20 protein-coding genes are annotated in these 21,320 nt (G+C 68.6%); 15 read left to right on the top strand and 5 right to left on the bottom strand.

The features are described 5' to 3' along the window. Positions 1–34: 34 nt before the first annotated feature. From hisD to zwf, 5 genes are all read right to left on the bottom strand, one after another. Positions 35–1,366 (bottom strand): histidinol dehydrogenase, encoded by a 1,332-nt coding sequence (hisD, locus tag J0A90_RS15090; RefSeq protein WP_207031356.1) that lies wholly within the window; start codon positions 1,364–1,366, stop codon positions 35–37. Positions 1,367–1,555: 189 nt separating this feature from the next. Beyond that, on the bottom strand, positions 1,556–2,158 hold the full coding sequence (locus J0A90_RS15085; RefSeq protein ID WP_207031358.1) for a cupin domain-containing protein: 603 nt from the start codon (positions 2,156–2,158) through the stop codon (positions 1,556–1,558). A 91-nt stretch (positions 2,159–2,249) separates the two neighbouring features. After that, a complete protein-coding gene (locus J0A90_RS15080) occupies positions 2,250–2,915 on the bottom strand; it encodes a bifunctional 4-hydroxy-2-oxoglutarate aldolase/2-dehydro-3-deoxy-phosphogluconate aldolase (RefSeq protein ID WP_207031360.1) in 666 nt (221 codons plus the stop codon). A gap of 72 nt (positions 2,916–2,987) precedes the next feature. Next, positions 2,988–3,662 carry a 6-phosphogluconolactonase gene (pgl, locus tag J0A90_RS15075; protein WP_207031362.1) on the bottom strand — a complete coding sequence of 225 codons (675 nt, stop codon included), beginning with the start codon at positions 3,660–3,662 and terminating at the stop codon, positions 2,988–2,990. Further along, a complete protein-coding gene (gene zwf / locus J0A90_RS15070; RefSeq protein ID WP_207031364.1) occupies positions 3,649–5,133 on the bottom strand; it encodes a glucose-6-phosphate dehydrogenase in 1,485 nt (494 codons plus the stop codon). The genes pgl and zwf overlap by 14 nt, the downstream gene beginning before the upstream one ends. Before the next feature lie 235 nt (positions 5,134–5,368). On the opposite strand from zwf, the gene hexR reads away from it, so the two are divergent. The 15 genes from hexR (at position 5,369) to J0A90_RS14995 (ending at position 21,307) form a co-directional block, all read left to right on the top strand. Continuing rightward, a complete protein-coding gene (gene hexR / locus J0A90_RS15065; RefSeq protein ID WP_207031366.1) occupies positions 5,369–6,229 on the top strand; it encodes a transcriptional regulator HexR in 861 nt (286 codons plus the stop codon). A gap of 139 nt (positions 6,230–6,368) precedes the next feature. Then, positions 6,369–7,220, top strand: coding sequence for a putative selenate ABC transporter substrate-binding protein (locus tag J0A90_RS15060; RefSeq protein ID WP_035476025.1), 852 nt, complete (start codon positions 6,369–6,371; stop codon positions 7,218–7,220). Between the two features lie 6 nt (positions 7,221–7,226). Continuing rightward, positions 7,227–7,919, top strand: coding sequence for an ATP-binding cassette domain-containing protein (locus J0A90_RS15055; protein ID WP_207031376.1), 693 nt, complete (start codon positions 7,227–7,229; stop codon positions 7,917–7,919). Then, the gene (locus J0A90_RS15050) at positions 7,916–9,412 is read left to right on the top strand and encodes an ABC transporter permease (RefSeq protein WP_207031378.1); all 1,497 of its coding nucleotides are present in this window, start codon (positions 7,916–7,918) and stop codon (positions 9,410–9,412) included. The genes J0A90_RS15055 and J0A90_RS15050 overlap by 4 nt, the downstream gene beginning before the upstream one ends. Positions 9,413–10,082: 670 nt before the next feature. Beyond that, positions 10,083–10,772 carry a beta-ketoacyl synthase chain length factor gene (locus J0A90_RS15045; RefSeq protein WP_207031380.1) on the top strand — a complete coding sequence of 230 codons (690 nt, stop codon included), beginning with the start codon at positions 10,083–10,085 and terminating at the stop codon, positions 10,770–10,772. Between the two features lie 174 nt (positions 10,773–10,946). After that, on the top strand, positions 10,947–11,213 hold the full coding sequence (locus J0A90_RS15040; protein WP_035476021.1) for a phosphopantetheine-binding protein: 267 nt from the start codon (positions 10,947–10,949) through the stop codon (positions 11,211–11,213). Positions 11,214–11,223: 10 nt separating this feature from the next. After that, positions 11,224–11,811, top strand: coding sequence for a hypothetical protein (locus J0A90_RS15035; RefSeq protein WP_233076829.1), 588 nt, complete (start codon positions 11,224–11,226; stop codon positions 11,809–11,811). After that, entirely contained in the window at positions 11,798–13,528 is a 1,731-nt protein-coding gene (locus tag J0A90_RS15030) for an AMP-binding protein (protein ID WP_207031389.1), read from the top strand. The genes J0A90_RS15035 and J0A90_RS15030 overlap by 14 nt, the downstream gene beginning before the upstream one ends. Beyond that, a complete protein-coding gene (locus J0A90_RS15025; protein ID WP_207031391.1) occupies positions 13,518–14,282 on the top strand; it encodes a glycosyltransferase family 2 protein in 765 nt (254 codons plus the stop codon). Before J0A90_RS15030 ends, J0A90_RS15025 begins: the two co-directional genes overlap by 11 nt. After that, on the top strand, positions 14,279–15,286 hold the full coding sequence (locus J0A90_RS15020; protein WP_233076827.1) for a glycosyl transferase: 1,008 nt from the start codon (positions 14,279–14,281) through the stop codon (positions 15,284–15,286). Before J0A90_RS15025 ends, J0A90_RS15020 begins: the two co-directional genes overlap by 4 nt. A gap of 50 nt (positions 15,287–15,336) precedes the next feature. After that, complete coding sequence (locus tag J0A90_RS15015; protein WP_233076826.1) at positions 15,337–15,927, top strand: outer membrane lipoprotein carrier protein LolA; 591 nt, start codon at positions 15,337–15,339, stop codon at positions 15,925–15,927. Continuing rightward, a complete protein-coding gene (locus J0A90_RS15010) occupies positions 15,924–18,293 on the top strand; it encodes an MMPL family transporter (RefSeq protein ID WP_207031393.1) in 2,370 nt (789 codons plus the stop codon). The genes J0A90_RS15015 and J0A90_RS15010 overlap by 4 nt, the downstream gene beginning before the upstream one ends. Beyond that, a complete protein-coding gene (locus J0A90_RS15005; RefSeq protein ID WP_207031395.1) occupies positions 18,286–19,545 on the top strand; it encodes an NAD(P)/FAD-dependent oxidoreductase in 1,260 nt (419 codons plus the stop codon). The genes J0A90_RS15010 and J0A90_RS15005 overlap by 8 nt, the downstream gene beginning before the upstream one ends. After that, entirely contained in the window at positions 19,542–20,126 is a 585-nt protein-coding gene (locus tag J0A90_RS15000; protein WP_207031396.1) for a DUF3261 domain-containing protein, read from the top strand. Before J0A90_RS15005 ends, J0A90_RS15000 begins: the two co-directional genes overlap by 4 nt. After that, positions 20,123–21,307 carry a beta-ketoacyl-ACP synthase gene (locus J0A90_RS14995; RefSeq protein WP_207031398.1) on the top strand — a complete coding sequence of 395 codons (1,185 nt, stop codon included), beginning with the start codon at positions 20,123–20,125 and terminating at the stop codon, positions 21,305–21,307. Before J0A90_RS15000 ends, J0A90_RS14995 begins: the two co-directional genes overlap by 4 nt. Positions 21,308–21,320: the final 13 nt, after the last annotated feature.

Raw genomic sequence — 21,320 nt, 5'->3', positions numbered from 1 at the left:
AAGCCTGGGGCCGATCGAGCCAACCAGGCGCGGGTTAGGCGTTACGTACAACCTCCTCGAGGTTTCCGGACAGAATGTCATCGGTGCGTTCGGGGTAGAGACGCAACGCCGCAGCACGTGCGTGCCCCTCCATGCGTTCCGTCAGGCTCTGGCGAATGGCGGACGGCGCGATGGCCTGGATACCGTCTGGCTCTATCCATTGATGCGTGCAGGTCTTGAGGTAGGTGCCGACCCATAGCCCACCGGTGTAGCGCGCTGCCGCCATCGTCGGCAGGGTATGGTTGGTTCCACAGCACTTGTCGGAGAACACCACGCTGGCGTTTTCACCGATGAAGGCAGACCCGTAGTTGGTCAACCGCGGCAATAGCGCCTGGGCATTACAGGTCTGAATCTGCAGGTGTTCGGTGGCCATGAAGTCGGCGAAAGCGATCAGCGTCTCCTCGTCCTCGCATACCACTACGTCGCCACGTCGCCGCCACGCTTCACCGGCGATTTCGCGCGAGGACAGACTCTGCAACTGCTTCTCCACCTCGGCGATCGTCTCGCGCGCGACTCTCTCGCTGGTGGTCGCCAGGCCCGGCCGGGTGCGGGGATCGTGTTCGGCCTGGGCCAGTAGGTCGGCAGCCAGTACACGGGGGTTCGCGCTATCGTCGGCGATCGTGAAAATTTCACTGGGGCCGGCCAGCGCATCGATACCGACCGTGCCAAAGACCTGGCGCTTGGCCTCGTTCACGAACGCGTTGCCCGGCCCCATGATTTTGTCGACGCCGGGAACGCTTTCGGTGCCATATGCCATCGCGGCAATCGCCTGTGCACCACCGATACGGAAGATACGGTGGGCACCAGCCAGATGACTGATCGCCACCATCGATTCATGCGCTCCCGGCGGCAGACAGGCCACGATGGTCCGACACCCCGCCACCGTGGCCGGCACCAACGACATGATGGGGGCCGACAGTAGCGGATAGCGCCCACCCGGAACGTAGCAGCCCACCGTCGAGATCGGGATATGGCGATGTCCCAGGTGTACCCCCGGCAGCGTTTCGAGTTCCAGCGGCTTGAGAGTGTCGAGTTGCGCCTGGGCAAACCGACGAACCTGCTCGATGGCAAACTGCGTATCGCGGCGAGTCTGGGCATCCAGAGCCTCGACGGCAGCGATCTTCTCTTCTGGCTTCACCTCGAAATGATCGATATCGATGGCATCGAAACGCTTCGAATAGTCCGTCAGGGCCGCATCCCCTCGCGCCCTGACATCCGAGAGTATGCCGGCCACGGTCGCCGAGAGTTCGGCCCCAGCACTCTCCTGCTCGGCTTCGGCCCGCTTGAGGTAGGTCACTTTGTTGGCATCGACGAAAGACAGCGACATGCAAGACTCCTAAACCATGCGATGAATTGGTAAACATTATTACCGATAAATATATTTACCAATCATGACGCATGTCAATCACAGGAAACCCAGACCAAAGTCTTACTATTGGGCACGCCCGATGATCGATCGAGCCGGTGGTGCAACCGGCTCGATCGAGGAGATCGACCACAAGAATGGGGATGCGGATCAGAAGGTCGGCGGACTCACGGCGCTGACGACCACGCAGACGATATCGAAGGGGTTACGCATGCGATGCGGCAAGCGGCTGTCGAAATAGTAGGCATCGCCGGTCTCGAGCACCCGGACGTCGCCATCGACCGTGAGCTCCAATCTTCCCTCCACGACGATACCGCCCTCCTCGGCCTCGTGCTGATAGGGCCTGGCTCCCGTATCGGCGCCTGGCTCGTAGCGCTCGTGGAGAATCATCATGGCAGCGCCCTGGAGATGAGCGCCCACCTGGCGGTAGGAGAGCAACTTGCCATCGGCGAGTTCGACCAGGTCACTGGCACGGTAAAAGACGGGACGCTTGAGAGCGCTGTCGGCCGCGGGTTCCGAAGCCGAGAAAAAGTCGCTGAGCGTGACGCCCAGGCAATCCAAGATTCGTTTGAGAGAACTGATCGAGGGACTGCTGAGGTCGCGCTCGATCATCGATATGAAAGGATGCGTCACGCCGCTGAGTTCGGCGAGCCGCCTGATGGAGAGTTTCCGGGATTGACGCAGCGCGCGGAGCCGAGCGCCGAGCTTCTGCTCGCTGTCGATACCGGACTCGGCATCCAGAGGGGGTGACATACTTGTTCAGGCTCCAGGCAAGTCAAACCCCAACTCTATCATGATCGGGCGCCGCGCCACGCCTGCAAGTGCGCAGCACGACAGCACCACTTCAGCGCGGATAGCGCTGCGTCGCTTCGCGGGTCAGGCGCGTGATCCCTTCCCAGTCCTGCTGGTCGATCAGCGCCTTGGCCGCCATCCACGAACCACCCACACACATCACATTGGGCAGCGCCAGATAGTCGGCGGCGTTGTCCACGGTCACCCCGCCGGTGGGGCAGAACAGCGCCTCGGGCAGCGGCCCGCCGAACGACTTGAGCGCCTTGGCGCCGCCATTGGCCTCGGCGGGGAAGAACTTGAAGCGACGATAGCCGCGCGCCCAGCCGGTGACCACCTCGGAGACCGTGGCCACCCCGGGCAGCAGCGGTACTTCGCTGGCGATGCCGTGCTCGAACAGCGCCGGCGTGGTGCCCGGGGTGACCACGAAGTCGACGCCGAGCTCCTCGCAGATGCGGTACTGCTCGACGCCGAGCACGGTGCCGGCACCCAGGGTGACTTCCGGCAGGGCTTCACGGATGCGCTGCATGGCCTCCACCGCGCAGTCGGTGCGCAGGGTGATCTCGAGCACGTCGAGACCGCCGTCGACCAGCGCCTGCGCCAGCGGCACGGCGTGGTCGAGACGCTCGATCACCAGCACCGGGATGATCGAGGTGGCGCGACAGATGGCATCGAGACGATCGGTCTGCGCCTGCGGCAGGAGATGGGGGGCGGATGACATGACAAGGTTCCTCGTTGAATGATCGGTGACGGGTGCCCGGTAGTCGGTGAGCCCCGAGCATCGGCGCCCCGTTCAGGGCGCCCAGTAGATCGCCAGCGGGCAGCTCAGAAAGGCCCGGATCGGCAGTTCGCGCACGTCGTCCCCCGCGAGCGCCCGCGCCAGCACCGTACGCTTGGCGTCGCCGACGATATGCAGCGCGTGGCGCCGGGCGGCATGCAGACGCGCGGCACTCAGCGTAAGACGGGGATGACTGGCGCTGGGCGCGCGCACTGCCACCGCCGCTTCGTCGCTGCAAAGGGCCAGCCCCAGCTCGAGACTATCGGGAAACAGCGACGCGGTGTGGCCATCACCGCCCATCCCCAGCACCACCAGGCTGGCCGGCCATGGCAGGGTATCGAGACGTGCGGCGACGCTCGCCGCGCCCTCTTCCGGCGTGGCGTGGTCGCTGGTCAGCGGATGCAGGGTCGCCGCGGCCGCGGGCCCGGTCAGCAGCGTTTCGCGCAGCAGGCGCGCATTGCTGTCCGGGTGGTCGGCGTCGACCCAACGCTCATCGGTCAGGGTGATATCGACCCGCGACCAGTCGAGCGGCTGCGCGGCAAGGCTGCGCAGGAACGGCGTCGGCGTGGTGCCACCGGAGAGCACCAGCAGCACCCGCGGCTGGCTGGCGAGATCGCTCGCAAGCGCAGCCGCGGCGGCCTCGGCGAGCTGCGCGCCGAGGCGGTCACGACCGCTGTCAGTAGTCTTCATACCAGGAGCGCCCGTCCTGGGTGATCATGGCGATCGACGCCACCGGCCCCCAGGAGCCCGCCGGATAGCGCCGCGGCGGAATATCGCGCTTCTCCCAGCCGTCGATCAACTGGTCGACCCACTTCCAGGCGTACTCGATCTCGTCACGACGCACGAACAGATACTGCTGCCCCTTCATCACTTCCAGCAGCAGACGCTCGTAGGCGTCGGGAATACGCGCCTTGGGGAAGGCGTGGTTGAAGTCGAGGTGCAGCGGGCCGGGGCGCAGGCGCATGCCCTTGTCGAGTCCGCCATCCTTGGTCAGCACCTGCAGCGCGATGCCCTCTTCCGGCTGCAGCCGGATCACCAGCTTGTTGGCGGCGAGATTGCGCTGGTCGGGATCGAAGATGTAGTGCGGCTGCTGACGGAAGTGAATGACGATCTGCGAGAGCTTCTCCGGCATGCGCTTGCCGGTGCGCAGATAGAACGGCACGCCGGCCCAGCGCCAGTTGGCGACCTCGAGGCGCATGGCGACGAAGGTCTCGGTGGTGCTCGAGGTGTTGGCGTCCTCCTCTTCCAGGTAGCCGGGCACGTTCTCGCCGTTGATGGCACCGGCGACGTACTGGCCGCGCACCACATGGCGATTGAGCGCCTCGCCCTCGATCGGCTTGAGCGCCTTGAGCACCTTGACCTTCTCGTCGCGGATGGCGTCGGCGTCGAGGTTGGCCGGCGGGTCCATGGCCAGCATGGTGAGCAGCTGGAGCAGATGGTTCTGGACCATGTCGCGCAGCTGGCCGGCCTTGTCGAAGTAACCCCAGCGCCCTTCGATACCGACCTGTTCGGCCACGGTGATCTCGACGTGGGAGATCTGGCTCTGGTTCCACTGGTTGCCAAACATCGGGTTGGCGAAGCGCAGCGCGATGAGGTTCTGCACCGTCTCCTTGCCCAGATAGTGGTCGATGCGGTAGATCCGCGACTCGGGGAAGACCGAGCCGATGGCGTCGTTGATCTCGTGGGAGGAGGCGAGGTCGTAGCCGATCGGCTTCTCGACCACCACGCGCGAGGTGTCGTCGAGGCTGCCGCTGCGCTCCAGATTGGCACAGATGGCGCCGTAGATGCTGGCCGGCACCGCCAGATAGATGGTCAGCGGGCAGGTGTCATCGGCGCTGCGGGCGTGCCAGTCACGGATCTGCTCATAGCCCTCGACGGTGTCGAAATCTAGCTGGCAGTAGTCCAGGCGCGCCAGGAAGCGATCGATGCAGGCCTGATCCTGCTCCTTCGGCTTGACCCGCTTCTTGAGCATGCCCAGCACCGTGTCGCGGAAGCTGTCGGCGTCGTGCTCGCGTCGGGCCAGGCCGAGGATGCGCGTCTGCTCGCCCAGCAGACCATCCCGGTCGAGATGGTAGAGCGCCGGGTAGAGCTTGCGTAGCGCCAGATCACCCAGCGCCCCGAACAGCGCCAGATCCACATTGGGCGTTGCCTCTCGAGACATTGCCTCCCTCCGCTTGTGTGGTTAATTTACGAATAAAATACGCCATTCCGGGCTGAGTTGACACGCGACTTGCGCATCATGTGCGCGCGAAGGCGGCGGATTCGGTCACTCACTTACCGCTTGCGGTGGCGCGCTCGGCCGGCATCGCTTGGCGCCACCGGCGCCGCGGGCTAGGATGCAGGGTTTGTGTCAAACCGTGATGGCACGCCCCGCTGCCAGGAGACTCACCGCTAGCATGGCCAACCACGATCTCATCGCCCGGATCCGAACGCGGATCGACGAGCTGAACCGATCGGAACGCAAGGTCGCCGACGTGATTCTGCGCGACCCCGATGCCGCGATTGGCATGAGCATAGCCACTCTGGCACAGGCTGCCACGGTGAGCGAACCGACCGTCAACCGATTCTGCCGCAACTTCGACACCAAGGGTTATCCCGACTTCAAGATCCAGCTGGCGCAGAGTCTGGCCGGCGGCACCCCCTATGTCAGCCGCAGCGTGGAGAGCGACGACGACGCCGGCGCCTACACCGACAAGATCATCGGTGCGACCATCGCCGCCCTCGACGAAGCACGGCGCACGGTCGACCCCAAGCGCATCGAACGCGTGGTCGATCATCTTTCGCAGGCGCGGCAGATCAACTTCTTCGCCCTCGGCGCCTCGGCGCCTGCCGCCTTCGACGCTCACAACAAGTTCTTCCGCTTCAATCTGCCGGTCGCGGCGCACAACGACGTGCTGACCCAGCGCATGATCGCCGCCGCCGCCCACACCGGCGACGTCATCGTGGTGATCTCCTACACCGGGCGCACCCGCGAGCTGGTCGAGGTGGCCCAGCTCGCCAGCGAGAGCGGCGCCACGGTGATCGGCATTACCCGCGAGAGCTCGCCGCTGGCCGAGGTGTGCACCGACCTGCTGCCGGTCGACCTGGCCGAGGACACCGAGGTCTACATGCCGATGGCCTCGCGCATGATTCACATGGCGCTGATCGACGTGCTGGCCACCGGCGTCACGCTGCGCCGCGGCAAGTCCTTCCTGCCGCATCTGCGCAAGATCAAGGAGAGCCTGCGCCCGACCAAGTTCCCGCCCGCCAAGGAGTGAAGGGCAGGCCGCGATATCTTAAAGGTCGGCGGCAAAAGCGTTTATCATGAGTGCCGAGGCGCGGTCGCAGGTTATTGACCCGCGACCGCGCCTGCCCAATGACAAGTCTTGTTCGACTCCCCCTATTCGAGGTAACGCCATGCGCTGGTTGTTCGCTCTGGTCCTGATGCTGGTCGGCAGCGTCTCGCAAGCCGATACTTTCCGCTTCACCGCGATTCCGGACGAGGACCAGTCGCGCCTGGTCGAGCGCTTCTCCAAGGTCGCCGACTATCTCTCGGACAAGCTCGGGGTCGAGGTCGAGTACGTGCCGGTGACCTCCTACGGCGCGGCGGTGACCGCCTTCCGCAACGACCAGGTACAGCTGGCCTGGTTCGGTGGCCTCTCAGGGGTTCAGGCGCGCCGCCTGGTACCCGGCTCCCAGGCCATTGCCCAGGGCAAGGAGGACGCCGAGTTCCGCAGCTACTTCATCGCCAACACGCAAGCCGACATCGCCCCGTCCGAGACGGCGCTGCCCGAGGCGGTGCGCGGACACAGCTTCACCTTCGGCGCCAAGACCTCGACCTCGGGGCGACTGATGCCCGAGCACTTCATCCGCCAGCGCTTCGATGCAGCCCCCGACAAGGTCTTTTCGCGGGTCGGCTTCTCCGGCGACCACTCGCGTACCATCGCGCTGGTCGAGTCCGGCACCTATGACGTCGGCGCGGTCAACTTCACCGTATGGCAGGCAGCGGTGGCCGATGGCCGTGTGGATACCGACAAGGTCGCAGTGATCTGGAAGTCGCCCACCTACCCCGACTATCAGTGGACCGTGCGCGGCGACGTCGACGCGCGCTACGGCGAGGGCTTCAGCGCCAAGGTACAGAAGGCGCTGCTCGAGATGACCGACCCCGCCCTGCTCGAGAGCTTCCCGCGCTCCGGCTTCATCCCGGCCAGCAACGCCGACTATGCGCCGATCGAAGAGGTCGGTGAGTCGATCGGCCTGCTGCGCTGAGACCGCGTGCCGCTCCTTCGCTTCGACGGTGACGACCTGGGGCACGCCGACCGGGTCGTGCTGCCGGGGCTGTCGCTGACCTTGGAACACGGCGAGCAGGTGGCGCTGCTGGGCCAGAGCGGTGCCGGCAAGTCGACTCTGCTGAGTGCGATCCGCGCCCGGCTCGAACCGCACGCCGCCTGGTGCCCGCAGAGCCACGGCCTGGTGCCGCTGCTCTCGGTCTACCACAACGTCTACATGGGCCGGCTGGAGCGCCACGGCGCCCTGGCCAACCTGCTCAACCTGTTGCGGCCGAATCGCGACGCCTGGCAGGCGGTCGAAGCGCTGTGCGCCGAGCTCGGCCTCGACGGCCTGCTGCGCCGTCCGGTGGAGCGTCTCTCCGGGGGGCAGCGTCAGCGCGTGGCGATCGCCCGCGCGCTCTATCAGCAGCGTGAGGTCTTCCTGGGCGACGAGCCGCTGGCCAGCGTCGACCCGCATCAGGCCCTGCGTCTGCTGCAGCGGATCCAGCGCCAGCACGCCACCAGCGTCATCGCGCTGCATCAGCACCGTCTGGCGCTGAGCCACTTCGACCGGGTGATCGGGCTGCGCGACGGCCAGGTTCAGCTGGATGCCGCCAGCCGTGAGCTCACTCTGGCCGATCTCGACGCGCTCTACCCCGACGCCGCGGCCGCCTCGATCAGCGCCGCCACCTCCGCATGAGCGCGGCACCCGGCTGGCTGCGCGGTGACAGCCCCGGCCTCATCCTCGCCCGGCGCTCGCTGGCGCTGGTGGCACTGTGTCTGCTGCTGCTGCCGCTGGCCGACCTCGAGATCACCGCCGCCGACCCCTGGGCGGAGCTTTGGCGCATGGCCCGCGGCCTGGCCTGGCCGGACTGGTTGGCCCTGGAGAACCCGCTCCACGCCATCGCGCTCACCGTCAGCGTGGCGCTGTGGGGTACCTTCCTCGGCGCGCTGCTAGGGTTTCCGCTGGCACTGGTCTTCCCGCGGTCACGCACACTGCGCGCGCTGTGCGCCTTTGTCCGCGCGATCCACGAGCTGTTCTGGGCGCTGCTGTTCCTGCAAGTGTTCGGGCTCTCGGCGGTCACTGCACTGGCCGCGCTGGCGATCCCCTATGCCGGGATCTTCGCCAAGGTCTACGCCGAGATCCTCGAGCTGACCCCGCGCGCGCCCTCGGCTGCACTGCCCGCCGGCACCGGCCGCGTGTCACGCTTCATCTATGCCGAACTGCCGCTGGTGTGGGAGCGCCTGGCGAGCTACACCCGCTACCGCTTCGAGTGCGCCATGCGCGCCAGCGTACTGCTCGGCTTCGTCGGCCTGCCGACGCTGGGCTTCTACCTCGAGAGCGCCTTTCGCGAGGGCCGCTTCGGCGAAGCCGGGGCCCTGCTGTGGATCTTCTATCTGCTGATCGCGACGCTGCACTGGTGGGGGCATCGCCGCCTGCTGCCGCTGCTGCTGATCGCCGGGCTCTACTGGCTCGGACCATTGCCCGAGGTCGATGGTGCGCTGCTGTGGCGCTTCGTCAGCCACGATCTGTGGCCGGCACCGCTGCTCGCCGGCGATCTGACGGGACTGCTGGCCTGGGTACGCGACATGCCGGATCTGCTGCCGGCAATCGGCAACACCCTGCTGCTGGCGCTGATGGGGATGTTGGGAAGTCTGGTACTGGCATTGCTGCTGTGGCCGCTGGCCAGTCGCCATTTCGGCAACCGCGCCAGCCGCGGGCTGGGCCGCCTGGCACTGGTGATGGTGCGCTCGACCCCGGAGCTGATGCTGGCGTTCGTCTTCCTGCTTCTGCTGGGGCCATCGATGCTGCCGGCGTGGCTGGCACTGGCGCTGCACAACGGCGCGCTGATCGCCTTCCTGGTGGCGCGCCACGCCGATGGCCTCACTCCCGGCATGCCCGGGCTGCCGGCCTCGGGGCGCTACGCCTACGAGCTACTGCCGCGGCTCTATCCCAACCTGCTGGCACTGCTGTGCTACCGCGCCGAAGTGATCCTGCGCGAGACCGCCCTGCTGGGCATGCTCGGCGTCGCCACCTTGGGGTTCTACATCGACTCCAGCTTCCAATACCTGATGTTCGATCAGGCACTCTTTCTGCTGCTGATCACCGCCGGGCTCAACATCGCGGTCGACGCCGCCGCCCGGCGCTTCCGCCCGCGCGAGGTGCCGGTCGACGATCCGTGCAGCCGCTGAGCTGGGACGAAGGACGGGAGTGATTCCCGACGGCGACCCCACAAAAAAACAATGCCCAGCGAGAAGCCGGGCATCCAAGAGAACCTATCGGGTCGAACCCTTCACTCGCCGGCATCGCAACTTGCCGTCTTGCCGCGCTTCCCTGCGGCGGCACGCCATCCTTGGCGTGTGCGCTTCCAGCGCATGAGATCTTCCTGATCTCTAAGTTTACCTAGACGATGGTAGCACCGCGTAAAAACCTTGTACAACATTTTTACGCTCGGGTTGGCAAGCGTCATCGGCATGCGTAGGCTTGGCGGATCGCAGACAACACTAATTTAAGGTTGTCTGTTGACTATGCAGCCGGCCATCGCAGCGGGTGCCGTGGCGGAGAGACAAAGGGATCGTTCGGTTGGCGGCGTGCCGGACCGGCGCCACCCGTTTGTTAACTCAGATCAAGTCGGCACGCGACGACTGAGGGTAGGCTTGCCAGGCCCGCGGAATCGTCCTTCCCGGGCGCGCCGGGCCTAGGCCCGGCGCTTTACGCCCCGCTTGATCCCCGCACGCCGCGCAAATGCATAAACCTTGCACGGAGCCTGACGCATTTTCCGTTATGATGCGTCGATCCGTGACACGGATGTAACACTCGTTTTCACGCTCGTTTTTACGACCAGGACTGTCGATACCGCGCATGACGGAGCTATTCGTTCAGGAGTGGCGAGGCTGGACCCCGCACCGCGATGCCGCTGGCGAGGCGCGCCTGGAGACCAGCGCCAAGCCCGCCGGCACGGCAATCCCGTCGATGCTGCGCCGCCGCCTCAATCTGATCGGCCGCGCCGTATGCGATATGCTGATCGCGCTCGACCCGGCGGCCGAGCTGGATGTGCTGCACGCCTCACGTCACGGCGACGGCGAGCGCACGCTGGAGATGCTCTACGCCATCGATGCCGGTGAGCCGTTGTCGCCGGCGCGTTTCGGCCTGTCGGTGCACAACGCCATCATCGGTGTCTACTCGATCGCCAGCGGCAATCGCCGCAGCCAGCAGGCGGTGGCCGCCAGCGGCGCGGAGTGGGCGGCGCTGATGGCCGAGGCGCTGGGGTATCTCAGCGACGGCAGCGAACGCCTGCTGGTGGTGTTCGGCGACCAGCCGGTACCGGCACGCTTCGCCGACTTCGCCCCGCATACGCCAGCGGCGGCGGTGGCCATGGTACTGGGCACCACGCCCACGCCGGGGGCGCGACGTCTCACGCTAGCGGCGACTCCCGAATCCACCGGCGAGGCGCTGCAGCCGCTCGATGTGATCGACTGGCTGATGCAGCGGCGCGTGCCGCTGAGCTGCCCGCTCGCCGGGTGCACCTGGACACTCGCGCCGGACGCCTGAAGGCGCCCGGCGCTGTCGTTGAGAGCGGAGAGCTGAGAACGAATGAGCAGTACCACGCGTCGCCCCGACGCGTACAGGCCGGCGTAGAACCGGCCGCAGGGCGGGGGCGCGTGCCACGCGCGGCCCCGCGAAGATGATGGTGGCAAGGACACTGGTGACAAGGAAAGCAAGATCATGACCACGACAGCGCTGGAACAAGAACTCAAAGAGATGATCATCGAGACCCTGGAGCTCGAGGACGTCACCCCCGCGGATATCGATCCCGACGAGCCGCTGTTCGTCGAGGGTCTGGGGCTCGATTCGATCGACGCCCTGGAGCTCGGCCTGGCGCTGCAGAAGCGCTACGGCATCACCCTGGAGTCGGATGCCGAGTCGTCACGTCAGCACTTCGCCAACCTGAGGAGCCTGGCCGCGCTGGTCGAAGCGCGCCGCGTCAGCTGAGGCGTCGGCCGTGATCTCCCCTTCCCGCGGCCGCACCGGGCCGCAGCGCCTGCTCTGGTGTCTGGCGGCACTGCTAGGTCTGGCCTGGCCCTTCGTGGTGCACGCCCTGCTGCCGCGCCTCGGTGCCTGGCCGCTGCTACTGGCGCTCGCCGCGCTGGCGTGGTGGCGGCTGCCTGCCGCCCACCGCCGCTGGGGCTTGGGCCTGCTGCCGCTGTTGGCGCTGGTGCTGTTCACCAATAGCGCCGAGCTGGGCCTGCGGCTGTGGCCGTTCGCGCTAAACCTGGCGCTGCTGATGCTGTTTGCCCACGGCCTGCGCCACCCACCACCGCTGATCGAGCGTCTGGCACGCCGCCAGGAACCGGACCTGCCGCCTCATGCGGTGCGCTATACCCGCCGGGTGACCCAGGCCTGGTGCGTGTTCTTCGCCGTCAATGGGGCACTGGCCCTGGCCACCGCGCTCTACGCCGACATGACCCTGTGGACCTGGTACAACGGCGGTATCGCCTATGCGCTGATGCTGGCGATGTTCGCCGGCGAGTGGGTCATCCGCCAGCGGGTCAAGAAACGCCACGCCGAGGAGCCGCATGCGTCATCTTGAACTCCAGGCGCGCCCCTGGCGCGAACGTGACGCTGACGCGTGTGTCGCCTGGCACCCGCCTACCGATAGTGCCGCCGGCTGGATCAGCGTGGGTGCCTGGCGTCAGCGTATCGGCGCCTGGCAGGCACTGCTCGCGAGCCATACCGATGGCAGTGGCCATTGGCTACTGTTCGATCCCGACCCGTTGGAGTTCAGCGCCGCATTGGTAGCGATCTGGGAGCGCGGCGAGCAGGCGATCCTGCCCGCCGATGACCAGCCCGCCACCCTGGCCGCGCTGCGCGACTCGGGCCTGCCGCTGGGCACCCTGGCCGGCGGCGCGCGCGCCGGAGCCGATCGCGACCCGGAGTGGTCGCACCGGCCGCTGCCGGCGATCGCAGTGACCCTTTACACCTCGGGCTCCACCGGCGAGCCGCAGCGCCTCGACAAGCGCTTCGCCCAGCTCGATGCCGAACTCGCCACCCAGCACAGGCTATGGCCCTACACCGAAGACCTGGTGATCGGTCAGGTCAGCCACCAGCACATCTACGGGCTGCTGTTCCTGATCCTGCGGCCGCTGGCCGAGGGGGTGCCCTTCGCCACCCGCCCCTGCCCTTACCCGGAGACCCTGCACGCCTGGCTCGCCGCCTGCGCCGAGGCTCAGTTGCAGGCAGCGCTGGTCAGCGCACCGCCGGCGCTCTCGCGGCTACCCGCTACCCTCGACTGGCTCACAGTGCGCGCCGCTCAAGGGCGCATCTACAGCTCCGGGGCGCCGCTGTCACGTGCGGCCAGCGACCTCGCCCTGGCGCTGCTGGGCAGCCCGGTGCATGAGGTCTACGGCAGTTCCGAGACCGGCGGTATCGCCTGGCGCGTGCAGCAGCAGGGCGAGACCTGGCGCGCCTTTCCCGGGCTCGCCATCGAGAGCGACAGCGAGCAGCGCCTGTGGCTGCGCTCGCCGCATCTGGCCGAACCGCAGACCTGGCAGCGCCAGGCCGACCGTATCGCCTTCGAGCCGGACGGCGGCTTTCGCTTGCTCGGACGCGCCGATCGCATCGTCAAGATCGGCGGCAAGCGCCTCTCGCTCACCGCCATGGATCGCGCGCTGGGCGAGCTCGAGGGCGTCCGCCGGGCGCAGACCGTGACCCTGAACCGGCGCGAGCTGCGCCTGGGCGCGATCGTCGAGCTCGAATCACACCACCTCCCCCACGACCACGCCAGCCACCGCGCCACCGTCAAGCGCCTGCGCCGCGCGCTGGCGGAGCGTTTCGAGACGCCGGCCCTGCCGCGCTACTGGCGCTTCGTCGAGACCTGGCCGACCAACGCCCAGGGCAAGCTCACCGCCACGCTGCGCGAGCGCCTGTTCGCCGACCTCGACGACCGCCGCGCGCCGCGCTGGCTGGGTGAACGCGCACTGGAAGACGGCATCGAGGTGACCCTGGAGGTCCCCGAGCACTGCCACTATGTCGATGGCCACTTCGACGCCCAGCCGGTGGTACCGGGCGTCACTCTGGTCCACTGGGCGATGCAACTGGCGCGGCGCCTGTTCGCGCTCGAGGCGGACTTCACAGGGCTCGAGCGTCTGCGCTTCCCCCAGCCACTACTGCCGGGGGACCGCTTCCGCCTGACGCTGGCCCGGCGGCGGATCAAGGAGAGCGAGAGCCTGATGATCACCTGCGAGAGCGCGCGCGGTCAGCACGCCAGCGGCCGCCTCACGCTCACGGAGCGCCACCATGTCGCTTGATGCACACGCCACGCCGGCCCGGATCGGCGTGCTGATTCCGGTCTACAACCACGCCGGCGCGATCGGGGAGACCTTCGCCCGTCTCCAGGCGCTGGGGCTGCCGATCATCCTGGTCGATGACGGCAGCGACGCCGAGTGCGCGGCGCTGCTCGACGAGCTGGCACGCGCCGAGGCGACCACCCTGGTGCGCCTGCCGCACAACCGCGGCAAGGGCGCCGCGGTACGCGCCGGGCTCGCCCATGCCGAGGCGCTGGGGCTCACCCATGCGCTGCAGGTGGATGCCGACGGCCAGCACGAAGCCGCCGACCTGCCACCCTTCGTCGCCGGTCTCGACGCCGCCGACGAGATTCTGCGCATCGGCTATCCGCGCTTCGATGAAAGCGTGCCCAAGCACCGCTTCTATTCGCGCTATCTCACCCATGGGCTGGTATGGCTGGCGACTCTGTCGCTGACGCTGCGCGACACCATGTGCGGGGTCAAGCTCTACCCGGTCGCGGCGGTCAACCGCCTGGTCGCACGCCACCCCTGCGGCGACCGCATGCAGTTCGACAGCGAGCTGCCGGTGCGCTGGTACTGGCAGGGCGGGCGGGTCGAGAATCTGCCGGTGCGAGTCCGCTATCCGCTGGACGGCGTCTCCCACTTCGCCCTGTGGCGCGACAATCTGCTGCTCGCCGGCATGCACGCGCGCCTGCTGCTGGGCATGCTGATCCGTCTGCCCATCCTGCTTCGCCGCCGCCTGGGAGCCCCCTCATGACCCCCGCCAGCAGCAATCCCAACCACTGGTCACGGATTCGCGAGTCCGGCAGCGCCGCCGGCGTGCGCACCATGGTGTGGATTCGCCGCCACCTCGGCCGGCTGCCGTTCCAGTTCATGCTGACCCTGGTGATCGCCTACTTCTATGTCGCCCACGGCCTGCACCGGCGCGCCTCGCACACCTATCTGGTCAGGCTCTGGCGCCATCTCCACGGGGCTCCGCCCCGGCGGCTCACCTGGCTCAGCCTGCGCCACTTCCGCAGCTTCGGGCAGAGCCTGATGGACAAGATCGACGCCTGGAGCGGTATTCCGCCCCGGGTCGAATTCGCCGAGGGGGCGCGTCAGCGCTTTCTCGATGCCGTTTCCAGCGGCCGCGGCGGCGTGATGTTCGTCTCTCACGTCGGCAACATGGAAATCTGTACCGCGATGAGCGACATGCGCGAGGATTTCCGCGCCACCCTGCTGATGCATACCCGCAACGCCCAGCAGTTCGACGCCGTGCTGGCGCGTTCGACCCATCGCGAGAATCCCCCCGAGATCATCGAGGTCAGCGAGATCACGCCATCGACGGCGATGCAGCTCGGCCAGCGCATCGCCGAGGGCGGCTTCGTGGTGATCGCCGCCGACCGGGTGCCGATCAGCGACAGCGGGCGGGCGCGCACGCTGTCCTTTCTGGGTCACCCGGCGCGCTTCCCCGAGGGACCGTTCTGGCTCGCCAGCCTGCTGCGCTGCCCGATCTACACCATCGGCTGCTTCCGCCATCGCGACGGTTACCGGGTCGAGTTCGACACCTTCGACGACACCCAGCGGCTCGGCCGCCGCCAGCGCGACGCCTGGATCGGCGACGCCATGCAGCGCTACGTCGCCTGGCTCACGCGCCAGTGCGCGAACACCCCGCTGCAGTGGTTCAACTTCTTCCCGTTCTGGCTCGACTGTACCGACGCCCAGCCGAACGCCGCGGATGACGCCTCGACCGCCCGAACCGACGACGCCCCGCGCGACTGATCTGAGTGAAGAACTCTGCGCCCGCCACCGCCTGCCGAAGGAGTGCACCCATGACCCAGCCAACCCTCGCCCACCGCGTCCGCCGCCTGCTCTCGCTGCTGCTCGCCTGCCTGTGTCTGGGCGCGCCGCTCGGCGCCTACGCCTTCGATCTCGCCTCGCTGCAGCAGCGCCTGGCGGCGACACCCTCGCTGGCCGGCAAGTTCACCCAGCAGCGCCGCCTGGCGGATCTCGGCACGAGCCTGGATAGCAGCGGCCGCTTCAGCTTCGTGCGCGGCCAGCGCGTGGTCTGGCAGCTCGAACGCCCGGTCGAGGAGAGCATCGAGCTGACCCCGGAGGCGATCGTCAACGGCAGTGGCGACCGCACCCCGCCCGGCGGCGAGCAGGTCGCGCGGCTGTTCCTGCAGCTGCTCGAGGGCGACTGGCAAGCGCTGGCCTCGCGCTTCGAGATCGCCCTCGCCGGCGATGCCGAGGCGTGGCAGGTGACACTGACGCCCAAGGCCGCGGCGCTGCGCGAGCGGATCTCGAGCATCGCCCTCGATGGCGGGCGCTATATCGATCATCTGACCCTGCGCACGCCCGGCGGCGACACCTTGGCGGTGCGCCTGTATGACCAGCACCCGCTGACCGGCGAGGCACCATGAACGCCCCTGGCGAACGCCCGCCGCGGGCCACCGCCTGGCGCTGGCTGGGGTGGCTCTGGCTGGGCGTGCTCACGCTGTGCGCGATATGGCTGGGCTGGATGCTGCGCCACGGCCTGCCGGCGGATACCGACCTCACCGCGCTGCTGCCGGCGGATCGCCAGGTGCCTCTGGTCGAAGCCGCCGACCGCCAACTGGGCGAGGGCTTCGAGGATCGCTTCCTGATCCTGTTGCGCGCCGACGACCGGGTCGCGGCGACCCAGGCTTTGGGTGATGCGCTGGAGACGCTGGTCGACGATGGGCAGCTGGCGCGGGTCGACTGGCGCGAGCTGGATCTGGCCGATGCCGACCCGCACGACTGGATGGGGCCCTGGCGCTACCGGCTGCTACCCCCTGCCTGGCAGCAGGCGATCGATCGCGACGGTGGCGAATCGCTGGTCGACCCGGCACTGCGCCGGCTGTTCTCGCCGGCGGCGCGTCCCGATCCGGTGGCGGACCCGTTCGGCCTGCTCGATGCGTGGCTGGCGCGTCAGCCGCAGAGCCCGATCGATGCCGCCGACGGTCTGCTGACGCTGGATGCCCAGGGCCAGCACTACAGCGTGCTGATCGGCCGTCTCGCCGGCTCGCCCTACGCGCTGCCCATGCAGCAGGCGCTGCACGCGACCCTCGAACGCTTCCAGCAGGCACATCCCGAAGCCCAACTGCTGCGCTCCGGGCTGGTGTTCCACGCCGCCGCCGGCGCGCGTCAGGCGCGTCACGAGATGTCCACCATCGGTGCCGCCTCGCTGCTCGGCGTGCTGCTGATCATCGGCTTCGTGTTCCGCTCGCCGCGGGTGCTGGCGCAACTGCTGGTGCCGCTGGTGACCGGCTCGCTGTTCGCGCTGGCACTCACCCTCGGTCTGTTCGGGCGCCTGCATCTGCTGACGCTGGCCTTCGGCGCCAGCCTGATCGGCATCGCCATCGACTACGTGCTGCATCTGCAGTGCGACCGTGCCATCCACGGCCGCGCCTTCCGCCTGCGGCGGCTGCTGCCGAGTCTGACCCTGGGGCTGATCTCGAGCGTGATCGCCTACGTTGCCCAGGCGCTGACACCGATGCCGGGGCTGCGCCAGATGGCCGCCTTCGCGGCCTTCGGGCTGATCGGCGCCTGGCTCACCGTGGTACTGTGGCTGCCGCGCTTCAAGCTCCACGCCAACCCCTTCACCGCGCGCCTGGCCGAGCGCTGGTGGCGACTGTGCCAACCGCGCCGGCGGCTGCCGCCGTGGCTGGCACTCGGGCTCGCGCTGGGGCTGATCGTGTTGTGCACGCTGCGTCTGACCAGCGACGACAGTCTCGCCCTGCTCAACCCCTCGCCGGCCGAGCTGATGCACGACGAAGCCCAGGTCCAGCAGTTGCTCGACCGCGACACCGGCAGCCGCTACTTCCTGGTCCGCGCAGACGATACCCAGGCGCTGCTGACGCGTCTCGCAGCACTCGATCAGCGCCTCGACCGCTCCATCGCCGACGGCCTGACGATCGACTATCAGTCGCTGGGGCGCAGCGTGCCCAGCGCCGTCGAGCAGGATGCCAATCTGGCCCGGGTGCGCACCCTCTACGGCGCCCCGTTGGAGAACTTGATCCAGCGCGCCGGGCTGCCGGCGGACCTCGCCCAGGCCGCCCGCGCACGGCTCGACGACGCCCCGCGCCTGACGCTCACCGACTGGCTCGCGACGCCGCTGGGTCAGCTCCAGCAGCGGCTGTGGCTGGGCCAGACCGAATCCGGCGAGGTCGCCGCCAGCGTGGTCGTGAGCGGGGCCCGCAGCGCCGCCATCGCCGAGCGGCTCGCAGCCATCGCCGACGCCCAGCCCGGCGCGATCTATGTCGACCGGGTGGCGCGCATCGGTAGCCTGCTGGGTGAGCTGCGCCGCCACACCGCCGGCTGGATCGCCGCGGCCATGGCGCTGATGACGCTGGCCCTGATCTGGCGCTACCGCGGGCGCGCCTGGCGCGTGGTGGCACCGCCCTTCGGCGCCACCCTGATCGTGCTGGCGGTGTTCGCGCTGACCGGAGTGCCGCTCAATATCTTCAATCAGCTGGGGCTGCTGCTGGTGTTGGGGATCGGCCTGGATGCCGGTATCTTCAACGTGGAGTACGCCAGACAACCCTCCGCCTGGCTGGCGATCACCCTGTCGACCCTGACCAGCCTGCTGGCCTTCGGCATGCTGGCGTTCAGCGCCACTCCGGCGCTGCACTACCTGGGCCTGACCTGTCTGATCGGCCTGGCCAGCGTGTGGCTGCTGGTACCCTGGGTACGCCCGCGCGAGCCCGCCAGCGCCTCCAAGGCCCCCACGGCCCCCAAGGCCCACTCCGAGGAGAACTCGCATGCGTGAGCGCGATCACGATGTCATCGTCATCGGCGCCGGCCCGGCCGGCGCCACCGCCGCGGCCCTGCTGGCGCGGCGCGGCCACCGCGTGCACGTGGTCGAGCGCGCGCACTTTCCGCGCTTCTCCATCGGCGAGAGCCTGCTGCCCCAGTGCATGGGCGACCTCGAAGCGGCCGGGCTGCTGGAGACGGTGCTCACCGCCGACTATCAGCCCAAGAACGGCGCCGCCTTCACCCGCCACGGGCAAGCCACCGCGATCGATTTTCGTGACAAGTACTCGCCCGGCTGGGGCACCACCTTCCAGGTCGAGCGCGCCGATTTCGATCAGCGCCTGATCGAGGCCGCCCGCGGCCATGGCGCCACTCTCGAGTTCGGGGTCAGCGTCGATGCCTTCCACCCCGACCCGCAGCGCCCCGGCGTCACCCTGCGCGACGAGACCGGTGAGGTGCGCGAGCTACGCGCCGGCTTCGTGCTCGACGCCAGCGGCTACGGCCGCGTGCTGGCGCGGCTCGAAGGGCTCTCCCGCGAGCCGCGCCTGGAGCCGCGCATGGCGCTTTACACCCATGTCGACGAAACCATCGACGACCCCGACTACGACCGCGAGAAGATCCTGATCGGGGTCCACCCGCGGGACCCTGCGATCTGGTACTGGCTGATTCCGTTTCGCGACCATCGCGCCTCGGTTGGCGTGGTCGGCGATATCGCCAGCCTCAGCGCCTACGGTGACACCCCCGAGGCGCGCTGGCAGGCGCTGATCGCCGAGGAGCCGCGCTTCAGCGCCCTGCTCGACGGTGCCACCCCGCGGCGAGCGGTGGGCGAACTCAAGGGCTACGCCGCCGATGTCGAGCGCCTGCACGGCCCCGGCTATGCGCTGCTCGGCAACGCCGGCGAGTTTCTCGACCCGGTATTCTCCTCCGGCGTCACCATCGCCCTGCGCTCGGCGAGCCTGGCCGCACCGCTGGTGGCGCGTCAGCTCGACGGCGACACGCCGGACTGGGACGCCGAGTTCGAGCACCCGCTGCGTGAAGGCATCGCCACCTTCCGCGACTTCGTCGACGGCTGGTACGACACCCGCCTGCAGACGATCATCTTCCACGACCAGGCCCCACCCGAGATCCGTGCGCGCATCAGCGCCATCCTCGCCGGCTACGCCTGGGATCGCAGCAATCCTTTCGCCAGCGCCTCGCGCCGGCATCTCGACACGCTCTCGGCGCTATGTCGAATGCAGGCGGCACAGCGCGCCGAGGAGACGTCATGAACGGCTCGCTCCGCCGCCGTCACCCACTCGCGCTGGCGTTGCTCGGCGCGCTGCTGCTCGGCCTCTCCGCCTGCAGTCTGTCGCCACCGGTCTCGCCTTCGCCGCCGCTGGCGGCTGCGGTCACTCCCGAGACCCTGGCCAGCCGCCTGACCTTCACGCCCGATGAGGGCGAAGCGCGTACGCTGATCGCCTTCATCCGCATCACCCCCGAGGCGCTGCGCGCGGTGCTGGTGACCCCCTACGGCCAGCGCCTCACCACCCTGGTACGCGACGCCCAGGGCGCGCGCTTCGAGGCCGGCGATGCCCCGGGCGAGCCGCCGCTGCCGATCCCGCCGGCCTGGCTCGCCTCGCGCCTGGAGTGGAGCCTGTGGCCACGCGCCGCGCTGGAACGCGCCTTCAACGGCAGCGTCTGGCAGGTCACCGAGCATGATGATCAGCGTGATATCCGCTACCACGGCCGGCTCGCCGCCAGCATCACCCCGCGACCCGATCCCGCGCATCCCCAGACCCTGACCCTCGACGACCGCCAGGGCGGCTACCGCCTGACCATCACCCCGCTCGACCAGGAGGGTGACGTATGAGCGCTTCCTTCGCCTGCCGCCTGTCGCGGCCCGGGGTGGTGTGTTCGCTGGGCAGCGACCTCGAGACCATCGCCACGGCGCTGTTCAGCGGTCAGCGCCAGCTCGCCATCAGCGACGACTTCACCCCCGGGCGGGCGCTGCCGCTGGGTCGCGTGACCCGGCCGCTACCCGATGACAGTGATTGGGAGAGTGACCAGCGCAGCCGCAACAACCGCCTGCTGGCGCTGGCGCTGGACGCGCTGGGGGATGCCCTGGAACCCCTGCTGGCACGGGTGAATCCCGCGCGTATCGGCGTGGTGATCGGCACCAGCACCTCAGGGATCGGCGAGACCGAACGGGCCATCGCCGAGAGCGGCCAAGATGGCCCGCTGCCGGCGGACTTCGCCTACTCGCGCCAGGAGCTCGGCGCGCCGGCACGCTTCGTCGCCGAGCGTCTCGGTCTGAGCGGGCCCTGCTATGCGCTGTCGACCGCCTGCAGCTCCAGCGCGCGGGCCCTCGCCAGCGCCCGCCGCCTGCTCAAGAGCGGCCAGTGCGATGCGGTGATCGCCGGCGGCGCCGACAGCCTGTGCCGGCTCACCGTCAACGGCTTCGCCAGCCTCGATGCGGTCAGCGACGAACCCTGCCTGCCGTTCTCGCGCCAGCGCCGGGGGATCAATCTGGGCGAGGCCGCGGCACTGTTCGTGGTCACCCCGGAGCGCGGCGGCATCCAGCTCAGAGGGGTCGGCGAGAGCGCCGATGCCCACCATATCTCGGCGCCGCGCCCCGACGGCAGCGGCGCCGTGGCAGCCATGCAGCAGGCGCTGACGATGGCCGGGCTGGCCCCGGAGGCGATCGATTACCTCAATCTCCACGGCACCGGCACCGCGCTCAACGACCAGATGGAGGCCACCGCGGTCAACGACCTCTTCGCACCGCCGCCGGCGTGCAGCTCGACCAAGGCGCTGACCGGCCACACCCTGGGCGCGGCCGGCGCGCTGGAGGCCGCCTTCTGCTGGCTGGCACTGACCCACGGCCGGTTGCCACGGCACGTCTACGACGGCGACTACGACCCCGAGCTGCCGCCGCTGCCGCTGGTGGGCCACGCGCCCGCGCCGAACGCGCCGCCGCGCCATGCGCTGAGCAACAGCTTCGCCTTCGGCGGCAACAACGCCAGCCTGCTGCTGAGTCGTGACGATGTCTGAGTGCCAATGCCGA

It is taken from the genome of Salinicola sp. DM10, assembly GCF_017306975.2.
Classification (GTDB): Bacteria; Pseudomonadota; Gammaproteobacteria; order Pseudomonadales; family Halomonadaceae; genus Salinicola.
This window is presented reverse-complemented; position numbering and strand designations above follow the sequence as displayed.